18 protein-coding genes are annotated in these 18,591 nt (G+C 70.7%); 6 read left to right on the forward strand and 12 right to left on the reverse strand.

Translation table 11 applies throughout. The features are described from left to right. The 3 genes from ACGFJ2_RS04150 to ACGFJ2_RS04160 form a co-directional block, all read right to left on the reverse strand. Entirely contained in the window at window positions 1–1,200 is a 1,200-nt protein-coding gene (locus ACGFJ2_RS04150) for a cytochrome P450 (protein WP_357951469.1), read from the reverse strand. 36 nt (window positions 1,201–1,236) lie between these two features. Further along, window positions 1,237–2,853 carry an FAD-dependent oxidoreductase gene (locus ACGFJ2_RS04155; RefSeq protein WP_357951471.1) on the reverse strand — a complete coding sequence of 539 codons (1,617 nt, stop codon included), beginning with the start codon at window positions 2,851–2,853 and terminating at the stop codon, window positions 1,237–1,239. Window positions 2,854–2,947: 94 nt separating this feature from the next. Then, on the reverse strand, window positions 2,948–3,628 hold the full coding sequence (locus ACGFJ2_RS04160; protein WP_393464445.1) for a hypothetical protein: 681 nt from the start codon (window positions 3,626–3,628) through the stop codon (window positions 2,948–2,950). Window positions 3,629–3,753: 125 nt separating this feature from the next. Between ACGFJ2_RS04160 and ACGFJ2_RS04165 the strand changes: the two genes are divergently transcribed. Next, window positions 3,754–5,427: an SMI1/KNR4 family protein gene (locus tag ACGFJ2_RS04165; protein WP_393464448.1), complete on the forward strand. Its 1,674-nt coding sequence runs from the start codon at window positions 3,754–3,756 to the stop codon at window positions 5,425–5,427. Between the two features lie 12 nt (window positions 5,428–5,439). On the opposite strand, the gene ACGFJ2_RS04170 is transcribed toward ACGFJ2_RS04165, so the two are convergent. Both ACGFJ2_RS04170 and ACGFJ2_RS04175 read right to left on the reverse strand, forming a co-directional pair. Continuing rightward, window positions 5,440–6,339, reverse strand: a complete 900-nt coding sequence (locus ACGFJ2_RS04170) for a hypothetical protein (protein WP_357951477.1) — start codon at window positions 6,337–6,339, stop codon at window positions 5,440–5,442. Window positions 6,340–6,446: 107 nt separating this feature from the next. Next, window positions 6,447–7,232, reverse strand: a complete 786-nt coding sequence (locus ACGFJ2_RS04175) for a DeoR/GlpR family DNA-binding transcription regulator (RefSeq protein WP_393464451.1) — start codon at window positions 7,230–7,232, stop codon at window positions 6,447–6,449. Window positions 7,233–7,299: 67 nt separating this feature from the next. On the opposite strand from ACGFJ2_RS04175, the gene ACGFJ2_RS04180 reads away from it, so the two are divergent. Beyond that, window positions 7,300–9,261: a DUF5107 domain-containing protein gene (locus ACGFJ2_RS04180; protein WP_393464454.1), complete on the forward strand. Its 1,962-nt coding sequence runs from the start codon at window positions 7,300–7,302 to the stop codon at window positions 9,259–9,261. Here ACGFJ2_RS04180 and ACGFJ2_RS04185 read toward each other — a convergent pair. Continuing rightward, window positions 9,258–10,241 (reverse strand): LysR family transcriptional regulator, encoded by a 984-nt coding sequence (locus ACGFJ2_RS04185; protein WP_393464457.1) that lies wholly within the window; start codon window positions 10,239–10,241, stop codon window positions 9,258–9,260. The genes ACGFJ2_RS04180 and ACGFJ2_RS04185 overlap by 4 nt on opposite strands. A 115-nt stretch (window positions 10,242–10,356) precedes the next feature. Here ACGFJ2_RS04185 and ACGFJ2_RS04190 point away from each other — a divergent pair, with 115 nt between their 5' ends. Then, window positions 10,357–11,277 (forward strand): NAD(P)H-binding protein, encoded by a 921-nt coding sequence (locus ACGFJ2_RS04190; protein WP_393464460.1) that lies wholly within the window; start codon window positions 10,357–10,359, stop codon window positions 11,275–11,277. On the opposite strand, the gene ACGFJ2_RS04195 is transcribed toward ACGFJ2_RS04190, so the two are convergent. Next, window positions 11,255–11,881: a VC0807 family protein gene (locus ACGFJ2_RS04195; RefSeq protein WP_357951485.1), complete on the reverse strand. Its 627-nt coding sequence runs from the start codon at window positions 11,879–11,881 to the stop codon at window positions 11,255–11,257. The two genes, ACGFJ2_RS04190 and ACGFJ2_RS04195, sit on opposite strands and share 23 nt — an antisense overlap. Before the next feature lie 111 nt (window positions 11,882–11,992). Here ACGFJ2_RS04195 and ACGFJ2_RS04200 point away from each other — a divergent pair, with 111 nt between their 5' ends. Beyond that, entirely contained in the window at window positions 11,993–12,550 is a 558-nt protein-coding gene (locus tag ACGFJ2_RS04200; RefSeq protein ID WP_357951487.1) for a TetR/AcrR family transcriptional regulator C-terminal ligand-binding domain-containing protein, read from the forward strand. 6 nt (window positions 12,551–12,556) lie between these two features. Here ACGFJ2_RS04200 and glgC read toward each other — a convergent pair whose 3' ends face one another. Next, window positions 12,557–13,792 carry a glucose-1-phosphate adenylyltransferase gene (gene glgC / locus ACGFJ2_RS04205; protein ID WP_357951489.1) on the reverse strand — a complete coding sequence of 412 codons (1,236 nt, stop codon included), beginning with the start codon at window positions 13,790–13,792 and terminating at the stop codon, window positions 12,557–12,559. Window positions 13,793–13,945: 153 nt separating this feature from the next. On the opposite strand from glgC, the gene glgA reads away from it, so the two are divergent. Continuing rightward, window positions 13,946–15,121: a glycogen synthase gene (glgA, locus tag ACGFJ2_RS04210; protein ID WP_357951491.1), complete on the forward strand. Its 1,176-nt coding sequence runs from the start codon at window positions 13,946–13,948 to the stop codon at window positions 15,119–15,121. Between the two features lie 17 nt (window positions 15,122–15,138). On the opposite strand, the gene ACGFJ2_RS04215 is transcribed toward glgA, so the two are convergent. Further along, window positions 15,139–16,443 carry a hypothetical protein gene (locus ACGFJ2_RS04215; protein ID WP_393464465.1) on the reverse strand — a complete coding sequence of 435 codons (1,305 nt, stop codon included), beginning with the start codon at window positions 16,441–16,443 and terminating at the stop codon, window positions 15,139–15,141. 79 nt (window positions 16,444–16,522) lie between these two features. Continuing rightward, on the reverse strand, window positions 16,523–16,891 hold the full coding sequence (locus ACGFJ2_RS04220) for a PH domain-containing protein (protein WP_214638874.1): 369 nt from the start codon (window positions 16,889–16,891) through the stop codon (window positions 16,523–16,525). Window positions 16,892–16,993: 102 nt separating this feature from the next. Here ACGFJ2_RS04220 and ACGFJ2_RS04225 point away from each other — a divergent pair, with 102 nt between their 5' ends. Next, window positions 16,994–17,335, forward strand: a complete 342-nt coding sequence (locus ACGFJ2_RS04225; protein ID WP_393464468.1) for a hypothetical protein — start codon at window positions 16,994–16,996, stop codon at window positions 17,333–17,335. Window positions 17,336–17,426: 91 nt separating this feature from the next. Here ACGFJ2_RS04225 and ACGFJ2_RS04230 read toward each other — a convergent pair whose 3' ends face one another. Beyond that, a complete protein-coding gene (locus tag ACGFJ2_RS04230; RefSeq protein ID WP_357951495.1) occupies window positions 17,427–17,909 on the reverse strand; it encodes an OsmC family protein in 483 nt (160 codons plus the stop codon). Window positions 17,910–18,041: 132 nt separating this feature from the next. Continuing rightward, complete coding sequence (locus ACGFJ2_RS04235; protein ID WP_357951497.1) at window positions 18,042–18,449, reverse strand: nitroreductase family deazaflavin-dependent oxidoreductase; 408 nt, start codon at window positions 18,447–18,449, stop codon at window positions 18,042–18,044. Window positions 18,450–18,591 lie beyond the last annotated feature (142 nt).

An 18,591-nucleotide genomic window follows, 5' to 3' on the forward strand; every position in this document is an offset into this window, starting at 1 on the left:
CTACGTGGCCGGTAGCTCGCTGTACGGGTTGACGCCGTCGTACTGGATCTCCAGGTGACGCGGACCCCGCAGGGTGGAGCTCGGGCGGTAGGGCGGCGGATCGGTGACCAGGCGGGGGTTCACCAGCCGCCGCGCGAGCTCGCGCAGCGCGATCTGGGCTTCCAGCCGCGCCAGCGGAGCGCCGAAGCAGTGGTGGACGCCACCGCCGAAGCCCAGATGCTGGATGTAGGGACGGTCGGGGTCGAAATGGTCGGGATCGCGCAGGTGCGCGGGGTCGCGGCTGCCCGAGGCGAGCGCGAGGATGATGTGGGCGCCCTTGGGGATGGTGACACCCGCGATGGGGATGTCGTCGAGGGCGACCCGATTGGGCAGGAAGTGCACCGGCGGCTCGTAGCGCAGCAGCTCCTCGATGGTGTGGATGGCCAGGTCCGGCTCCTTGCGCAGCCGTTCGAGCAGCCACGGGTTGCGCAGCATGGTGAGCATGCCGTTGGTGATGAGGTTGACCGTGGTCTCGTGGCCGGCGATCAGCAACAGCGTGCCGGTCGCGATCACCTCCTGCCGCGACATCGTCCCGTCGGGGCCCTCGTCGGTGATCATCCCGGACAGGAGGTTGTCGCCCGGGTTCTCGCGGTGGGCGTCGATCAGCCCGGCCAGGTACTCGCCCAGCGTGAGCAGCACGGCCTGGCGTCTCTTCACCCGCTCAGCCAGGTCGTCCTCACCGGGGCCGAGGACCTCCACGAGCTCGTCCGCCCAGTGGTGGAAGCGGGGTTCGTCCTCCAATGGCACGCCGAGCAGGCGGCAGATCACCGTGACCGGGAACGGGTAGGCGAAGTCGTCGACGATGTCGGCCTGTTCCCGCTCCCCGAGGCCGTCGATCAACTCCGTCACGATCTGGACCAGCTCGCCGCGCAGGCTGTCGACCTTGCGCGGCGAATGCGGCGGCCCGAAGTGACGCATCGCCAGCCGCCGGAGCCGGTCGTGCTCGGGCGGATCGGTGGAGATGAACGAGGGCAGCTGCCCCGCGGTGGAGCTGACCCGCGGATCGTGCAGCAGCGCCACGATCTCCTCGTACGTGCTGACGACGTAGCTGCCGTCCTCCTGCCGCGCCACAGGCGTCTTGCGCAGCTCGGCGTACAGCGGGTACGGGTCGGCCCGGTTGGAGAACTGGAGAATCTGCTGGTAGCTGCTTGCCGGCTCCACGAAGTGCCTCCCTGGACGCGTGGGTTCGAGATGGTCTTACCGCTGGGGGCGTACGAGCGTGACGCGGCGTTCGCCCGGATCGTGGCCGGTCACCACCACGGTCGCTCCTTCGGCGGGCTTGATCCGCTCCGGCACTTCGGCCGGAACGGGCCGTGATCCGTCGAGCCGGTCGACCGTGTGGAAGTCAGGGGGGAACGGCGCGGCCTGCTCGATCAGGCGCCGGTAGAAGTCCAGCCACATCCCGTGGTCGAAGGTGACCGCGGCGGTGATCCTGCCCCGGTAGCCGTAGACGGCGACGAACCGCCGCTCGGCCAGCGAACCCTGCGCGATCATGAGCTCGTCGGCGAAGCTCGGCACGCCGACCGACTTGATGTTGACGCCGAACTGGTTGGACCAGAAGACCGGCAGCGACAGATGCGGCCAGCGATGCGCCTGGTCGCTGATCATGTTGTGCGCCGCGACCTCGGCTTGGGCGACGGCGTTGCCCCAATGCTCCAGCGCGACGAACTGGTAGTGGTAGACCGGATGCGGGAAGCGGGCCACGTCACCGGCGACGAACACGTTGTCGGTGACCACGCCGTTGACGTCGAAGGCCCGGCAGCCCGCGTCGGTGGCGATCCCCCACACCCCGCACGCCAGCCCGGACCCCTCCAGCCATTCGATGTTGCGGACCGCGCCGAGCGCGACCACCGCCACGTCGGCCTCCACGGTGCTGCCGTCGGACAGCCGGGCGCCGCGCAGCCGCCCGTCCGCGTCCCCTTCCAGCTCCGCCACCGTGACCTCGCAGCGCAGGTCCACACCGGCCGCGCGCTGCATGTCCGCCGCGACCGCGCCGATCACGTTGCCCAGCGCGCCGCGCAGCGGAACGGGCCCGTGGTCGACGAGGGTCACCGGCAGGCCCATCTCGCGGCAGACCGACGCCACTTCCGACCCGGTGAATCCGCCTCCGATGATCAGCACCCGCTTGACGCCGGCGGCCAGCCGCTCCCGCAGGCGCCTGGCCTCGTCGAGGGTGCGCAGGACGTACACGCCGTCGAGCGCGGCCTCCGTCTCCTTCGGCCACGGCCGGGCCCGCGCGCCGGTGGCGATCAGGACCTTGTCGAAGCCGATCTCCCCGCCGTCGGCGAGCCGTACCTTCTGGGCGGACAGGTCCAGCCCGGTCGCCCGGGTCTCCGGCAGCCAGGTGACATCGACCTCGCGAAGCTGGGGGAGCAGGGTGCGCTCGGCGGGCACCTTGCCGGTCAGGACCTGCTTGGACAGCGGTGGCCGGTCGTACGGCTGGTACGGCTCGTCCCCGATCAGGGTCAGCGAGCCCGTGAAGCCATCTCTGCGCAGCACTCCGGCGGCCCGCCCGCCGGCCAGGGAGGCGCCGACGATGACGATGCGGCCCTGGCGCTTGAACGCCTCGCCGTCGCCCGTGGGGGAGGGGCCCAGCTCCGGCCGCATGGTTCTGTGCTGGGTGGTCATCCGGTCGAGGTGAATGGCCTGGACCGGGCAGGCCGCCGCCGCCCGCAGCACATGTTCGCGCTGGTCGTCCTCCGGGCCGGTGTCGTACATGAGCGCTTCCTGGCCGTGCATCGAGAACACGTCCGGCGCCAGGAAGACGCACTGCCCGTACCCCTGGCAGCGCGTGAGATCAACGACAACTCGCACAGTGACACTCCCCGTCGGACCGGCGGCCACCTGCCGCCGAGGCCACCCTCATCACCACGTACCCGACGCCACATAGCTGATATGGCGCAAAGGGTCATTTGTTGGGCAGGTCTGCGGAGATCATCCGGTGATGGGCGGCGATCAGGAAGCAGCCCACGATCAGGACCCAGACGGGGAAGACGATCTCCGACCAGGCGACGTGGCTGACGACCAGGAGGAGCACCAGCCCGGCGAGGTAGCCGAGCCAGGACAGCCACCGGGGGAAGATGCCGAGACGCGTCGCGATGGTCGTGGTCGTCAGGGTGAACACCGCGGCCATGCGCGGCGCGTACTCGGTCAGCAGGGCCAGGGTGAGGTGGCGCCCGTAGTGCCAGAAGGCCATGGGCCGCGACGGGTCTCGCATCGTGCCGATCGTGGCCAGAAAGGCGTCCGCCGCCGCGCCGAAGACGAAGAGCGTGGCCACGAACAGCAGGCCGGAGCCGAGGAAGACGGTCGCGAAGAACCGGTCCTCCCGCGCCCCGATGGAGTCGCGTACGGCGCCCATGAACCACAGGAAGAAGATCCCCCCGAACGGCAGCAGGACCAGCGCCACCCGCAGGGCGTGATGGCCGGTGGTGTCGGCGAGATAGGCGGCCGCGCCGATCGGCTGGTCGGGCACCGCCCTGCGCACCAGGATCATGGCGCCGCCCAGCGGCAGCGCGGCGAGGATCCCCGCGGCTCCCGCGGCGCGCGGCGTCCGCAACGCCTTCGCCGGCGATCCGGCAATGCTCGGCATGGAGCCCTTCCTCCCACGACGCCAAAGCCTGTACAGCCTGTACGACGCTACGTGTCCAGTCGATACGCTGGGTAATCATCGTGCGTGGTACGAAGCGGGCGCGTCGCGATGGTTAGGTGTGTCCTGTGACCCATGATCGTGATTCCGAGATCGCCGATGTGCTCCGTACGATGGCCGAGAAGATCGCGGCCGGAGCGCCCGCGGGATGGCGGCGGGCCGAGCTGCAGGGGTTCGCGACCGGCCCGGACGGGTCGGGCCATCGCGGACTGAGGGTCGAGCCGGGCGAAGCGGATGACATCGACCTGCACGCGGAGATGTGCGAGATCTATACCCTGGCCGGGGCGAGCGGCGACCACCTCGCCATCGAGCTGGTGGTCGAGGCCAAGGGCCGGTTTGAAGCGGTGGTCAGCGAGTCGCTGGACCGCGTGGATCACGACGAGCACGGCTTCCTGTACGTCCTCGATCGGGGCGTGCTGCCGCCCGAGCCCGCGGAGTTCCAGCGGGGCCGGCCGGATGCCGCCCCGGCGGGAGATCCGAAGGAGGCCGTCGCGCTGCTCGGCGCGTACTTACGCGAGCGTGACCGGGTCCTGGGCGGTCCCGGCACGGACAAGTACGCCCCGCCCCCCGCCCTCCCCGAAGCGCGCCGCGCCTGGCTGGAGGCCCAGCTCCGGGTCCGGTACGGCGTGACGCTCCCCGAGGACCTGCGCGCCCTCTACGCGCTGGTCGACGGTGACGGCGGTGAGGGCCTCCTGGACCGGCACCCCTGGTTCGGCCTCGAACTGCTGGAGGACCAGAGCCGCCCGGAGAACCGCTGGTGGGCGGCCGGCCGTAGCTGGAGCCACCAGCCGTTCATCACCGGCGTGGGCCCCGCCCTGGCGATGCGGCGGGCGTCGGACCACCCGTGCTGGATCCCGTTCGCCACCAGCACCGGGGGCGACTTCCTGGCGGTGGACCTGGCGCCCGGCCCGGACGGGCGGCCGGGCCAGGTCATCCGCATGGGCACGCACCACGACGAAGGCCCTGTCTATGTCGCCGACTCCGTGACCAGCCTGCTGCGGCGGCACGTCACCGCCTTGCAGGCCGGCGCCTACGCGGTCGAGAACGGCGAGTTGTGGATCGACCTCGGTGACATGAAGGAGCCGAACCGGCACGCCCACGAGCAGACCCGTTCACTGACGGTCGCCGGCCCCGACGCCGCCGCCATCCGGGGCTGGGAGCCGCGGATCCAGCGCCTGTCGGTGCTCAACGCCCCCTGGGTCGACTTCGGGCCCGTGCGCGGGGCGCCGGTGCTGTGGCAGGTGAAGGTGGACAACTGCCCGGGCGCGGACCTGACCCCGCTGCGCGACACTCCGGTGGAACTGCTCGACCTCGCCATGGACGGGATCGACCTGGCGCCGCTGGCGGGCCACGCCACGCTGCGGTCGCTGACGCTGCGCACCGAGCGGCCCGTGGACCTGACACCGCTGCTGTCCTGCCCGCGGTTGTACGCGCTGGACCTGTCCCGCGCCGCCGTCAGCGACCTCGGCGTGCTGAGCGAGCTGAAGGGCCTGCTCTACCTCAACCTGCGCCGGGGGCAGTGGGCGGAGCTGCTGGAGCGGGGCGGCCTCCCGGCGGGTCTGGCGGCGGCCGGGCTCGCCGCCGAGGCGCGCCGGGAGAAGACCTGGTGGTGGTCGGTCGACCGGGCCTACCACGCCCCAGAACCGTCACTGAAGACGGCGGTCAGATGGGCGAGCGACCTGGCCGGGGAGGCGGCGGACGTACGGGTCTTCACGGGCCGCTTCCCCCGGCGGCGGCGCTGAGACTCGCGCGGGTCAGCCTCGGGTGGAGATCAGTCGCAGGGCGAGGTCGTGCTGCTCCTGTGACGGCGGCCGGGTCCACGTGATGCCGGGGCGTCGCTCGGTGAGCATCCGCGCCAGGGCGGCGGACATGACGTCCACGGGCTGGGCGTGCGGCATGTGCGGGCGAAGCTCCTGGTAATCGGCGAGCACCCGGCTGTAGTCGTACATCAGCGTGTTGGTGAAGCGGCTCTGCTCGCCGTCGGCGCGCTCGAGCCCCGCGACGAACTCGGGCTCCGGCTCCTCGATCACCGCCTTGTAGACGTCGAGGCGGTTGCGGATCTCGCCGGGCGAGGCGTGACTGTGCGCTTCGTCGTACATTCTCCGCACATGCGCCGGCACCTCGGTGAGCACTGTGAGCATGCCGTAGCCGGCGTCCTCGTTCCCATAGCCGCCGACGCCCCCGTGGACGCCCTGTGCGTGCGTGGCCATGCCCATCTCGCGGGTGAAGTCGTACTTGTCCAGGCCGTCGACGGGCTCCTGGATCCACTCGTCGTCGATGTAGAGCACACCGTCGATCTCCGCCTCCGCGGCGCGGCCGATCAGGTGCCGTACGGCGCCCGCCGGATCCGCGAGCGCCCTCGGGCCCATCGCGGCGAACTGCTCGGTGAGGAGGAACAGCGAGACCATCATCTGCGGGTTGTAGACGTGCAGCGCCCCCGCCTCCCGGTGCGGGAAGACGGTCCGCTCCTCGTCATAGGCCTCCAGCCCGGCCATGAACGCCCGCTCCTGCTCCTCGGTGAGGACGAGCTCCCAGGCCCACGTACGCTCGACGTGGAACTTGTAGAAGTCCTCACCCCTGAGCGGGTCGCGGAACTTCCACCACAGCGCGACGCCGACGATCAGCGCGACGATCACGCCCAGTGCGATCAACATCTAGATCCCCCACTTCCTGACATATCCCGTTTCCTGGCGTCAAGCACAGGGCGGGAAGCCTAGCGGTGAGGGTCGGCCGGAGCGCCGGAAACGATCAAACGCGGGTCCTAGACCCGGATCACCCGGATGCCGGCGTCCGCGAACCCGGCGGTCAGCTCCGGCGCGGCCGTGGAGTCCGTCACCAGCACGTTGATCCTGCTCAGCGGGCAGACCAGGGCGAACGCCCGGCGGCCCAGCTTCGAGCCTTCGGCCACCACGATCACCTGTCGGGCCTTGGTGGCCATCAGCCGGTTGACGGCGGCCTCGCCCTCGCCATGGGCGCTGGCGCCGTGCTTGACGTCGAGCGCGTCGACGCCCAGCACCACCACGTCGAGCGCGACGTCGGCCAGCATGCCCGTCGCCACCGGGCCCACCAGCTCGTACGACTCGGCGCGGGCGGAGCCGCCCGTGGTGACCACATGCAGATGGGGCCGTACGGCCAGCTCGTGGGCGATGTTCAGGGCGTTGGTCACCACGGTGAACGCCGGGCCGCGGCGGCCGGAGGGCGGGTCGGGGCGGTTGGCCAGCACTCTGGCCACCTCCGTCGTCGTGGTGCCGCCGTTGAGCCCGACCGTCGCTCCCACCGGCACCAGGGCCGCCGCCGCGGCGCCGATGCGCTGGTTGTCCGGCGCGTGCTGGGCGACCTTGTAGCGCTGCGGCAGGTCGTACGAGACGCTGTGCGCGATGACGCCGCCCCTGGTCCTGGTCAGCAACTGCTGGTCGGCGAGTTCGTCGAAGTCGCGCCTGATCGTGGCCGCGGACACGCCGAGCTTGCGCGCCGTCTCCGACACGTTCAGGCGGCCGGCCTCGGCGACGAGCTCTAACAGCATGTTCCAGCGTTCGTACCGGTTCACCGTCTAATCATGCCCGAAACCCGGCTGAAGCTCTTATCTGTCGGTTTTATGGGAAAATACTCGCCAAATGCTACGGACATCCACAGTCGTGCTCCCCGTGTCCCCGCTGGGTCCGGAGAACCCGCTGCCGCCGCTGCGCACGCTCCCCGATCCGCGTGGCGGGCTGAAGACGGCCGCCGCCGACGCCGAGATGGCGGCCCAGCTGGCTTACGGGCACGCCGAATCGCTCCTGCCGTACACCTTCCAGGACGGCTACGGCCGCGAGCGGGAGGAACGGGAGCTGAAGACGGCGGTGCTGGAGAACGAGCTGCTGCGCGCGGAGTTCCTGCTGGAGTACGGCGGGCGGCTGCGCTCGCTGGTGCACCTGCCGACCGGGCGCGAGCTCCTGCACAAGCCGCCCCACCTGCAGCTGGCCAACCTCGGGCTGCGCAACGCGTGGTTCGCGGGGGGAGTGGAGTGGAACCTCGGCACGTTCGGGCACACCGCGCTGGCCTGCGCGCCCGTCCACGCCGTCCGGGTGGCGGGGCCTGACGGGGTGCCGGTGCTGCGGATGTACGAGTGGGAACGGATGCGGCGGCTGGTCTACCAGCTCGATGTCCACCTGCCGCCCGGCTCTCCGGTGCTCCTCGTACACGTCCGGATTTATAACCCTTCGGCGGTGGATGCCCCGGTCTACTGGTGGTCGAACGCGGCGGTGCCGCAGACGCCGGGCAGCCGGGTGCTGGCGCCCGCGCGCCAGGCGTACCACTTCTCCTATGACGGGATGCTGCGCCGGGTGCCGGTGCCGCGCTGGCGCGAGGCCGACCAGTCCTACCCGGCCCGCAACGAGCAGGCCGCCGACTTCTTCTACGAGCTGCCGCACGGCGAACGCCGCTGGATCGCCGCCCTCGACGCGGACGGCGGCGGGCTCGCGCAGGTCTCCACCGACCTGCTGCGCGGCCGCAAGCACTTCCGCTGGGGCACCGGCGCGGCGGGCCGGAACTGGCAGGACTGGCTGTCCGGCCCGGACCGGCCGTACCTGGAGATCCAGGCGGGCCTGACCCGCACCCAGCTGGAGCACGTACGCCTGCCCGCCCGCTCCGCCCTGTCCTGGACCGAGGCGTACGGCCTCCTCCAGGCCGACCCCACGCGATCCCACGGCCCCTGGCCCGAGGCGCTCGGCCACGTGAGCCGCGCTGTGGACCGGCTGATCTCCCGCGACCGCCTCCAAGCCGCGCACGAGCAGGCCGTGGAGCTGGCCTCGGCGGTGCCCGTGGAGGTCCTGCACGTCGGCAGCGGGTGGGGCGCGCTGGAGCGCCGGGCCCTGGCCAAGCGGCGCAGCCGGGCGCTCAACCTGCCGGGCACGCCGTTCCCCGACTGGACGATCGGACGCGACCAGCAGTCATGGCTCGCCCTGGTGCGCAAGGGCTCGATCCCCACACCCGCCCCCGCCCTGCCGCCGTCCTCCTACACCGTCGGCCCCGAGTGGCGCGCGCTGCTGGAGAAATCGGTCGAGGAGTCGGGCGGCACCTGGTTCACCCTGCTCCACCTGGGCGTGAACCTCTATCACGACGGCGATCACGACGGCGCCCGGGCCGCCTGGGAACGCTCCCTGGTCTGCGCCGAGAACGCCTGGGCCCTGCGCAACCTGGCCGTCCTCGCCCCGTCGCGCGCCGCGGACCTGTACGAGCGGGCGCACGCGCTGTCGCCGCGGTTGCGCCCCCTCACCATCGAGACCCTCGTCGCCCTGCTCGCCGCCGGCCGCCCGGACGCGGCTCTGGTCCTGATCGACAAGCTCGGCCCGAAGGACCGCTGGCACGGCCGGATCCGCCTGCTGGAGTGCCGCGCGGCCCTGGACGCGGGCGATGTAGGCCGGGCCGGGCGGGTGCTGGAGACGGGACTGGTGGTGGACGACCTGCGGGAGGGGGAGGACACGCTGGACGAGCTGTGGTGGGACTATCACGAGCGGCTCAATCCGACGGGACAGGCGCGGGTGCGGGCGGAGAATCCGCTGCCCTGCCGGTATGACTACAGCGTCAAGCAGTATTAGGGGCGAAGCCAAGGCGTGGCCGGCGGCGCGCCACCGGAGCGGCCGGCGCGTCCAGCTTGTCGAAGTACCCGGCGCACCGCGCCACGCAGCCACTGGTGAGCCCCGTCGGCGGTGTGGCGCGGGTGCCAGGCCATGCCGATCGTCAGTGGTGGCAGCGGCAGCGGGATTTCCAGCAGGCGCAGTCCCAGCGCGTGCGCCGCGTCGCTGAGTGGTGAAGGGGGCTCGCCCGGCAGCGCGGTCGGCACCAGGCAGACCACGTCGCCGACCGCGGCCAGCGCCATCGCCGCCAGATGTCCGGGCAGGACGGCGCTGACCCGCCGGCTGAGCCCTTGCTCGGCCAAGGCCGCGTCCAGCGGGCCGGTGAAGCGTCCCCGGCGGCTGGCCGCCACGTGCTCGGCCGCGGCCAGCCTGGCGGGCGTCAGGGTTCCGTCGGTGAGGGGGTGCCCGGCCCTGACGCCGGCCGCCATCCGCAGCGTGACCAGCTCTTCGACCCAGGTCTCCGGGTCGACGTGGTCGATGGCCCCGATCTCCAGATCGGTCCGGCCTTCGCGCAGCGCGGGGCCCGCCTCCCACTCCTCGGCCAGCACCCGCAGCGAGACGCCCGGCGCCTGGTGCCGGGCCAGCTCGAGCAGTCCCGGTGCCAGCGCCGCGCCGACCAGATCCGAGGCCTGGACGGTGAAGGTGCGCCGCAGTGCGGCGGGGTCGATCCCGCCGCTCGGGGTGAGCAATGCCTCCAGCCGCCGCACCACCGCGGCGGCCTCGTCCCGCAGCGCCTCGGCGCGGGGTGTGGGCACCATCGCCTGTCCTGCCCGCACCAGTAGCGGGTCCTGGAGCACCCGGCGCAGCCGGGCCAGGGTGCGGCTCATCGCCGCGGGGGAGGTGCGCAGCCGCGCGGCGGCACGGGTGACGCTCTGCTCGGTCAGCAGGGCGTCGAGGGCGACGGCGAGGTTGGCGTCGAGGTTCGCGGTTGGGCTGCTCACCGGCATGATTCCGTTTCGGGCAATGATTGGTTGCTGAAGTTCCCATTGTGGCAATGGGGTTCGGGTCTGCACGATCAAGGGGCTGTACCGATCCGACACAGACCGCGAGGTTTTCATGATCGTCATTACCGCCCCCACCGGGAACATCGGCCGTCGGCTGCTGTCGCTGCTGGTCGAGGCCGCGCCCGCACGCGGAGAGGAGTTGCGCGTCGTGGTCCGCGATCCTGCCCGGCTTCCCGAGGCCGTGCGCGGACGGGTCGAGGTGGTCACCGGCTCGCACGGCGACGCCGTGACCGTCGAGCGCGCCTTCGCCGGGGCCGACGCCGTTTTCTGGCTGGTGCCGCCGGACGCCTCGGCCACGCCCGACGAGGCGTACAGCGGCTTCACCCGCCCGGCCGCGCGAGCGTTCGCCGCCCACAGCGTCGGCCATGTCGTCGGCGTCTCGGCGCTCGGCCGCGGCACCCCGCAGGCCGGCCGGGCCGGGCTGGTCACCGCCTCCCTGGCCATGGACGACCTGATCGCCGGCTCCGGCGTCGCCTACCGCGCCCTGGCCTGCCCGTCCTTCTTCGAGAACCTGCTGGAGGAGGCCGACTCGATCCGCGAGAACGGCGTCTTCACCGACACCGCCGCCGCGGACCGCCCGGCTCCGCTGGTGGCCGTCGCCGACATCGCCGCGACGGCGGCCGGGCTGCTGCTGGACCGCTCCTGGACCGGCGTCGGCAGTGTTCCGGTGCTCGGCCCGCAGGACCTGTCGCCCAACGATCTGGCCCGCATCATGACCGAGGAGCTGGGCCGTCCGGTCCGCTACCAGCGCCAGTCGCTCGACGAGTTGCGGTCCGCCATGCTCGGCTACGGCCTCAACGAGGCGTTCGTCGAGGGCATGGTCGACATGAAGCGCGCCAAGGACCAGGGCCTGGACTCGGGCGTCGACCGCTCGCCGCAGGCGGGGCCGGCCACCGGATTCGCGCACTGGTGCGCGCGGACTCTCAAGCCCGCCGTCCTCGCCACATCGATCAATTTCGCTGTGAAGGGCTGATGCTGACCGCCGCCTCGCCGCGCTTGCCGTACCAGGCGCTCCAGGCGGCGATGAGGGCGATCGTGCCGAGCAGCAGGGCCGTTGACAGGCCGGCCATCACGTCCACCGGCAGCAGGTAGATGAGCGGGAGGCGGACCGCCGACTCGGCCAGGAAGGCCGCCGCCCAGGTCAGGGTCATGACGTAATAGATGCGGCGGAACGCGGGCTCGGCCACGTAGAGGGCGTCCCAGCGGGCGGCGGTGGCCGCGTCCTCCGCGCCGAAGCGCTTGGCGAGACTGAAGGCGGCGGGGCGGTGCACGGCGCAGGTGGTGATGAGGACGGCGGCGATGACGCCCGTGGTGATCGACTTGACCGCCAGCATGAAGCGCTCGTCCCCGGTGACGAAGGACAGGACGAGACCGAGGCCGAAGAGCAGGCACATGAACGCCGCGAACCCGTCCAGGCGCCGCTCCCTGACAGCGACATAGACGGTGCGCAGGAAGCCGACGACGGCGGCCGATAACAGCGCGGCGTACTCGCCGACGTGCAGCGCGCGCAGCAGGTAGTAGGCGGCGACGGACGGGAGCACGTCCGACAGCACCACCTTGATCATGGAGCGGTTCATGCGAAAGCCCTTTCCCATCGACTGTAAGCGCGCTTAATGCGATGAATTTCGCTTCAAGGAAACCACGATGCGAGGCGCTAACGCAAGAGATCTCGCGTTAATGTGGGTGGCATGGAACCTGCACGCAGGCCGGGCGGCCGCAGCGCGAGAGTCCGTACGGCGGTGCACGAAACCGTCCTCGACCTGCTGAGCAAGGAGGACTGGGACAGTCTGAGCATCGCCCAGGTGGCGGAGCGTTCCGGGGTGCACCAGGCGACCCTCTACCGGCGCTGGGGCACGCTCGGCGCGCTCATCGACGATGTCGTGACCGAGCGGCTGTCGCAGGGCTCACCGGTGCCCGACACGGGCACGCTCCGCGGAGACCTGGAGGCCTACGCCGTCCAGCTCGCCCGGGACGTGGCCGGCCCGCTAGGGCCCCTTTACGTGCGCGCCGCCCAGGTCGGCACCCGCGTGCACGACGACCGGCAGCCGTACCTGATGGACCGGGCCGTGCAGCTCCAGGGCATGCTGGAGCGCGCGGCGGAGCGGGGCGAAAGCGCGCCGGAGCTGCTGGAGCTCATGGAGGTGGTGATCGCGCCGATCTACTACCACGCGATCTTCTTCAACCGGCCGGTCGGCCCCGAGCACGCCAGGACGCTGGTCGACCGGTTGCTCAGCCTGCCCAGGTGAGGGTGGTCAGCGGTCGACGATCTCGTTCTTGCCGATGACCACGATCCCGCCTCTGGTCAGCGCGAAGCGGGTGCGGTCGTAGTCCAGGTCGAAGCCGATCCGCGCCCCGTCGGGGATCACCACGTTCTTGTCGATGATCGCCTTGCGGACGATCGCGCCCCTGCCGACCTTGACGTTCTCCATCAGCACCGAGTCCTCGACCAGCGAGTGCGAGTGCAGCACGACCCTGGGCGACAGGATCGACCTGTTCGCCGTGCCGCCGGACACGATGACGCCCGGGGACACCAGGGAGTCGATCGCCCGGCCCACCCGGTCGCCGTCGTTGTGCACGAACTTGGCCGGCGGCAGCGGGTCGTGGCCGGTGTGGATCGGCCACTTGTCGTTGTAGAGGTTGAAGATCGGGTGCGCCGAGATGAGGTCCATGTGCGCCTCGTAGTAGGCGTCGAGCGTGCCCACGTCGCGCCAGTAGCCGCGGTCGCGCTCGCTCGAACCCGGCACCACGTTGTTCGCGAAGTCGTAGACGTCCGCGCCGCCGGACTTGACGAGCATCGGGATGATGTTGCCGCCCAGGTCGTGCTTGCTCGTGGGGTCGAGGGCATCTTCCCGCAGCGCGTCGATCATCGCCTGGGTCTTGAACACGTAGTTGCCCATCGAGGCGTACACCTCGTCGGGAGAGTCGGCGAGCCCCACCGCGTCCTTCGGCTTCTCCCGGAACGCGACGATCCGCCGCCCCTGCGGATCGGTCTCGATGACGCCGAACTGGTCGGCCAGCGACAGCGGCTGCCGGATCGCCGCCACCGTCACGTCCGCGCCGGAGTCCTCGTGCTGCTCGACCATCTGCCGCGGGTCCATACGGTAGATGTGGTCGGCGCCGAACACGATCACGTGCTCGGGCATCTCGTCGTAGATCAGGTTCAGGTTCTGGAACAGCGCGTCGGCCGAGCCGGAGAACCACCGCGGGCCGAGCCGCTGCTGCGCGGGCACCGGGGTCACGTAGTTGCCGAGCATCGCCGTCAGCCGCCACGTACGCGAGATGTGGCGGTCGAGACTGTGATTCTTGTACTGGGTCAGTACGACGATCTGCAGGTATCCGCCGTTGGCGAGGTTGGACAGCACGAAGTCGATGAGCCGATACATTCCGCCGAACGGAACGGCCGGTTTGGCGCGATCCGCCGTGAGCGGCATGAGCCGCTTTCCCTCTCCACCTGCCAGTACGACCGCAAGAACCCTCCTGGACCTCATATCCGTGACGCTACCCTCAAAATGCCGATCTATCGACGAAACGCCCACCGAACGTAGTTCGTGCCTGGGGCTCACGGAAGATGGCGACCGACAGCCCGCCGCTATGGCTTGTCTGGCTGTGCCCGGCGGCCCGATGGATCGTAAGGTCGTGTCATGCGCGTTGATCTGCTCACCCGGGAGTACCCGCCGGATGTGTACGGCGGTGCCGGGGTGCACATGGAATATCTGGCCAGAGAGCTGCGGCGGCTGGCCGACGTCCGGGTGCGGTGTTTCGGGGCCGCACGGGAGGAGCCGGGTGTCTCCGCCTACCAGGTGCCCGCCGGGCTCGCCGACGCCAACGCGGCCCTGCAGGTGCTCGGGGTGGATCTGGAGATGGCCGCCGCGTGCGCGGGCGCCGGGGTGGTTCACTCCCACACCTGGTACGCGAACTTCGCCGGGCACGTCGCCAAGATGCTGCACGGCATCCCGCACGTCGTCACCACCCACAGCCTGGAGCCGCTCCGGCCGTGGAAGGCCGAGCAGCTGGGCGGCGGCTACACCGTCTCCTCCTGGGCGGAGCGGACCGCACTGGCCGGTGCCGACGCCGTCATCGCGGTCTCGGAGGGGATGCGCCGCGACGTACTCCTCGCCTATCCCGAGATCCCGCACGAGCGGGTGAGCGTCATCCACAACGGCATCGACACCGCCCAATACGCCCCCGACCGGGGCGACGACGTGCTGAAGAAGCACGGCGTCGACCCGGCGCGGCCGTACGTCATCTTCGTCGGGCGCATCACCCGGCAGAAGGGGCTGGTCCACCTCCTGCACGCGGCGCGGACCTTCGACACCGGCGCGCAGATCGTGCTGTGCGCGGGGGCGCCCGACACGCCGGAGATCGAGGCCGAGGTGACGAGCCTGGTGCGGGAGCTCGGCCGGGAGCGCGACGGGGTGATCTGGATCTCCGAGATGCTGCCCAAGCCGGAGGTGATCCAGCTGCTCACGCACGCGTCGGTGTTCGTGTGCCCGTCGGTGTACGAGCCGATGGGGATCGTGAACCTGGAGGCGATGGCCTGCGAGACGGCCGTGGTGGCGACGGCGACCGGTGGCATTCCCGAGGTGGTGGCCGGCGGGGAGACCGGGCTGCTGGTGCCGATCGACCAGGGGATCGACGGGACGCCGCACGATCCGGAGCGGTTCGCCGCCGACTTCGCCGAGCGGGTCAACGCGCTGCTGGGGGATCCGGCGCGGGCCGCGGCGATGGGGGTGGCCGGGCGGGCCAGGGCCGTCGAGCACTTCTCGTGGGAACGCATCGCGCACCGGACCATGGAGCTCTACACCTCACTGACCTGAGGAACTGACCTGACGCCTTAGCCGAGGCTGGTCCGCCAGAGTAGGGCGCGGGTCAGGTCCTTCTCGGGGTTGGAGGAGCCGGCCGCGTAGACCTCGCTCGTGCCGGGGCGCTGGGCCAGGGCGTCGATCGTGCCGTCTACGGTCTGCGACGTCCAGCGTCCGCGGCTGAAGTGCAGCAGCCGCGACCCCGTCGAGTCGAGCACCCACATCCCGTCCCGGCCGTCCGGCTCGGCCTGGGTGAACGCCGGCCCCAGCGCGCCCCACCGGCACCGCCACTCGCCGCCGTCCCAGTGCAGGGCGACCGGGCGGGCGCGCTCCAGCGGCTCGTTGTCCTTGGTGAACTCGCCGGGCACCAGCCATGACACGCCGCCGACCACCCACACGTCGGCCGGGCCGAGCACCACGACGTCGTTGAGCCGGACGCGCGGGGACTCCGCCTTGTCCGGCGGCCCGAGCACGGGAAGGTCGACCCGCTGCCACGCCTCGCCGTCCCAGCGGGCGGCCGGTCCCTGGTCGATCAGCGGGCCGCTGACCGTCCACACGTCGCCGCCGCGCTTGCCGCCGCCGCTGTTCCCCGAACCGCCGCCGCTCCCGCTGCCGCCGCCCACCGCGCCGGCCGGGGCCGGAAGGTCGTGGTGCTGCCAGGTGGAGCCGGTCCACCACAGCGCCGACGTGCCGCTGACCGCCCACGCGCCGCGCGCCGCGGTGCCGCCCGCGCCGAAGGTGTCGCCGAGCCGGCCGGTGAGCCGCCGCGCCGCCCACGTGTCGTTCTGGAACGCGCCGACGAGCCCGGTTCTGCCGTCCGCCAGGCCGAACACCCACGCGTTGGCGGCCGAGGTGGCGCTGAGCGCGGTCACCTGAACGCTCGGCAGCGGGTACGACGTCCACCCCTTGCCGTCCCATCGCCGCAGGCCCGCGAAGGCCGTCTCCACGGACTCGGCCGTCAAGCGCTGGGTGAGGTGGGTGGCCCAGACGGCGCCGTCGCGACCCACGGCGAGGTCGTGCAGCTTGCCGTACCCCTCGTCGGTGGACACGACCCGCCAGCCGGAGGCGGCCTTCGTGGCGCGGATGTCGTCGGTGGCGGCCGGTGGCTGGGCGCAGGCGGCGGGCTTGGCGGGGAGCGCGGGCCGCCCGCCCCCGAGCACCGGCACCGGCGAGATCGACGTGCTGGGAGCCGAGGTACTCGGGGTCGCCGTGCCGGGACGCGTGGTGGTGGCGGCGCCCGTGCCCGGCGCCTGGGTCGGCGTCGGCGGGGTGGAGGTGCAGGCGGCGACCGCCAGTACCGCCAGGCCCGCCGTACAGACGCGTGCGACTCGGCTCACCCAGCCCGCCCCCTTCACGTGACCCCGTGATTTCCGCAGGATAGGCCAGTTCGGGCCGCCGCGCCCCTTACGGAATTGGTTACGTTCGCGATATGTGATGCAAGATCACGTTATGTACGTGGTGCGCCTTGTTGTCGCCGCGGAAGTCGACTTCGTACGTGTGCGTCCCGACGTGAATGGCGATCGCGCCCGAGGAGAAGAACCCGCCGGCGAACGACTTGTTGCTCACCACGCTCACCGCGGAGATCTTGCTGTAGGGGATGCTGGTGATCGCGACGCGCTTGCCGACGAACGACTTGTCCTGCACGATGACCCGCCGATCGGTCAGCCCGAGGAACCCCGTCCCGGCGCCGATGGCGTCGTACACCGCGATGATCTGCTCGCCCGGCATCAGCCCGCTCTCTATCTGCTTGAGCTGTTCTTTCCTGTCATAGGGGATGTCAGCCATGTCTGGGCAACGAACAGGGCAGGCGACAGCGTTCCGCGGGCGCCGATTGGGTCTTGTAGCCGATGGGGTTCTGGATCACCCTGAACGCACAGGAGGTCTGACATGTCGCATCCACTCGGAGTAAGCCGCCCAGATCTCGATGTCACAGACCTTCCGACACCGGAAGAGATGTTCAAGGTCTCCAGGGTCGGCCCGAAAGAGCTGGTGCCGCCGGGCTGGAAGCTGTGGGTTCCGCTGTCCGTACTCGTGGTGATCTTCGCCTTCATCGCGGGAGGGTGGGCTGCCTCGGCCGGCCAGGGCGTCTACGCGCTCATCCACTCCACCCAGCTGGGCATCTTCGAGGCCATGGTCCGGGTGACCACGAACGCGGCGCACGCCACCAGCCCCCGGCTGCGCGGGCTGATCGAGGGCGACCCGCCCGCCCCCGGCCGTGGCACTACGTGATCCTGATCCTGAACTTCCTGTTCTTCGGCTTCTTCTTCGTCAACTTCATCGCCGACTTCATCGGCGATCCGCTCGTCACGTTCTAGGGCGGCTACCCCTTCAGGCAGTCGAGGATCCTTGGCTCGTGGTGGATCGGGAAGTTCGTGGAGTTGGCGATGAAGCAGAGCTTGTTGGCCTCGGCGTGCAGCTCCAGGGCCTTGGCGTGCAGGCTCGGCGTGGTGATCATGACCGTGGGGCGCAGGGTGACCTCGGAGAAGCGGCCGCCGCCGGTGCCGGAGTCCACGACCATGGTGCCCTCCGGCTCGTCGACGTAGGAGGTCACGACGATGCCGTTGACCGAGCACAGGTGGAGATACCACAGCATGTGGCACTGCGACAGCGACGCCACCAGCAGCTCCTCCGGGTTCCAGCGGGCCGGGTCGCCACGGAAACCGGGGTCGGCCGAGCCGGGCAGGGCGGGTTTGCCCTCGGCCGCCACCTCGTGGTCGCGGCCGTAGGACCGGTAGCCGGAGGTGCCCTCGCCCAGGTTGCCGGTCCAGGTGACGGTGACGCTGTAGTGGTGTTCGCTGCTCATGGGTTCATCATCTGTCACTCATGTCCCAGGCGGACCATCCGCCCCGCCGTATCCGAAGGGCGCCGCGTCCGGGTGGATATGGCGCCCCGTCCGCCCCGCCGTACGACAGTCCGGCCGGGGCGGGCTCGGCGGTCAGCCGGTGATGGGGTCGAGGACGACGATCGGGATCTTCCGGTCGGTCTTCTGCTGGTAGTTGTCGTAGTCGGGCCAGGTGGCGGCCATCAGCCGCCACAGTTCGGGCCGTTCCTCGTCCGTGGCCGTGCGGGCGCGGGCCTTGAACTTCTCGGCCTTCACCTGCACCCCGACCTCGGGATTGGCCTGCAGGTTCTTGTACCACTCGGGATGGTCGGGATCGCCGCCCTTGGAGGCGACGACGACGCAGACGCCTCCGTGCTTCTGGTAGATGAGCGGCGTCGTGTACGACTTGCCGGACTTACGGCCGGTGGTGGTGAGAAGGAGAGTCGTGGTGTTGTTCCAGTCGTGTCCCTCGGCGCCGTCGGTCTCCTGATAGCGCTGGACATGTTCCTTGCCATAGAGCATGCCTGCCGCCTACCCCATATCGCCGTAACCGCACCGTTACTGGACGAGGTCTGTACGAGATGTTGACACGCCTGACAGACTGCCTTTCTGTAAGCGCTTACACAGCTGCGGGTGGAAGCGCTTACACAAAAAGGAGCAGCCT

This window comes from Nonomuraea sp. NPDC049028 (genome assembly GCF_043197735.1).
In the GTDB taxonomy this organism is placed as follows: Bacteria; Actinomycetota; Actinomycetes; order Streptosporangiales; family Streptosporangiaceae; genus Nonomuraea.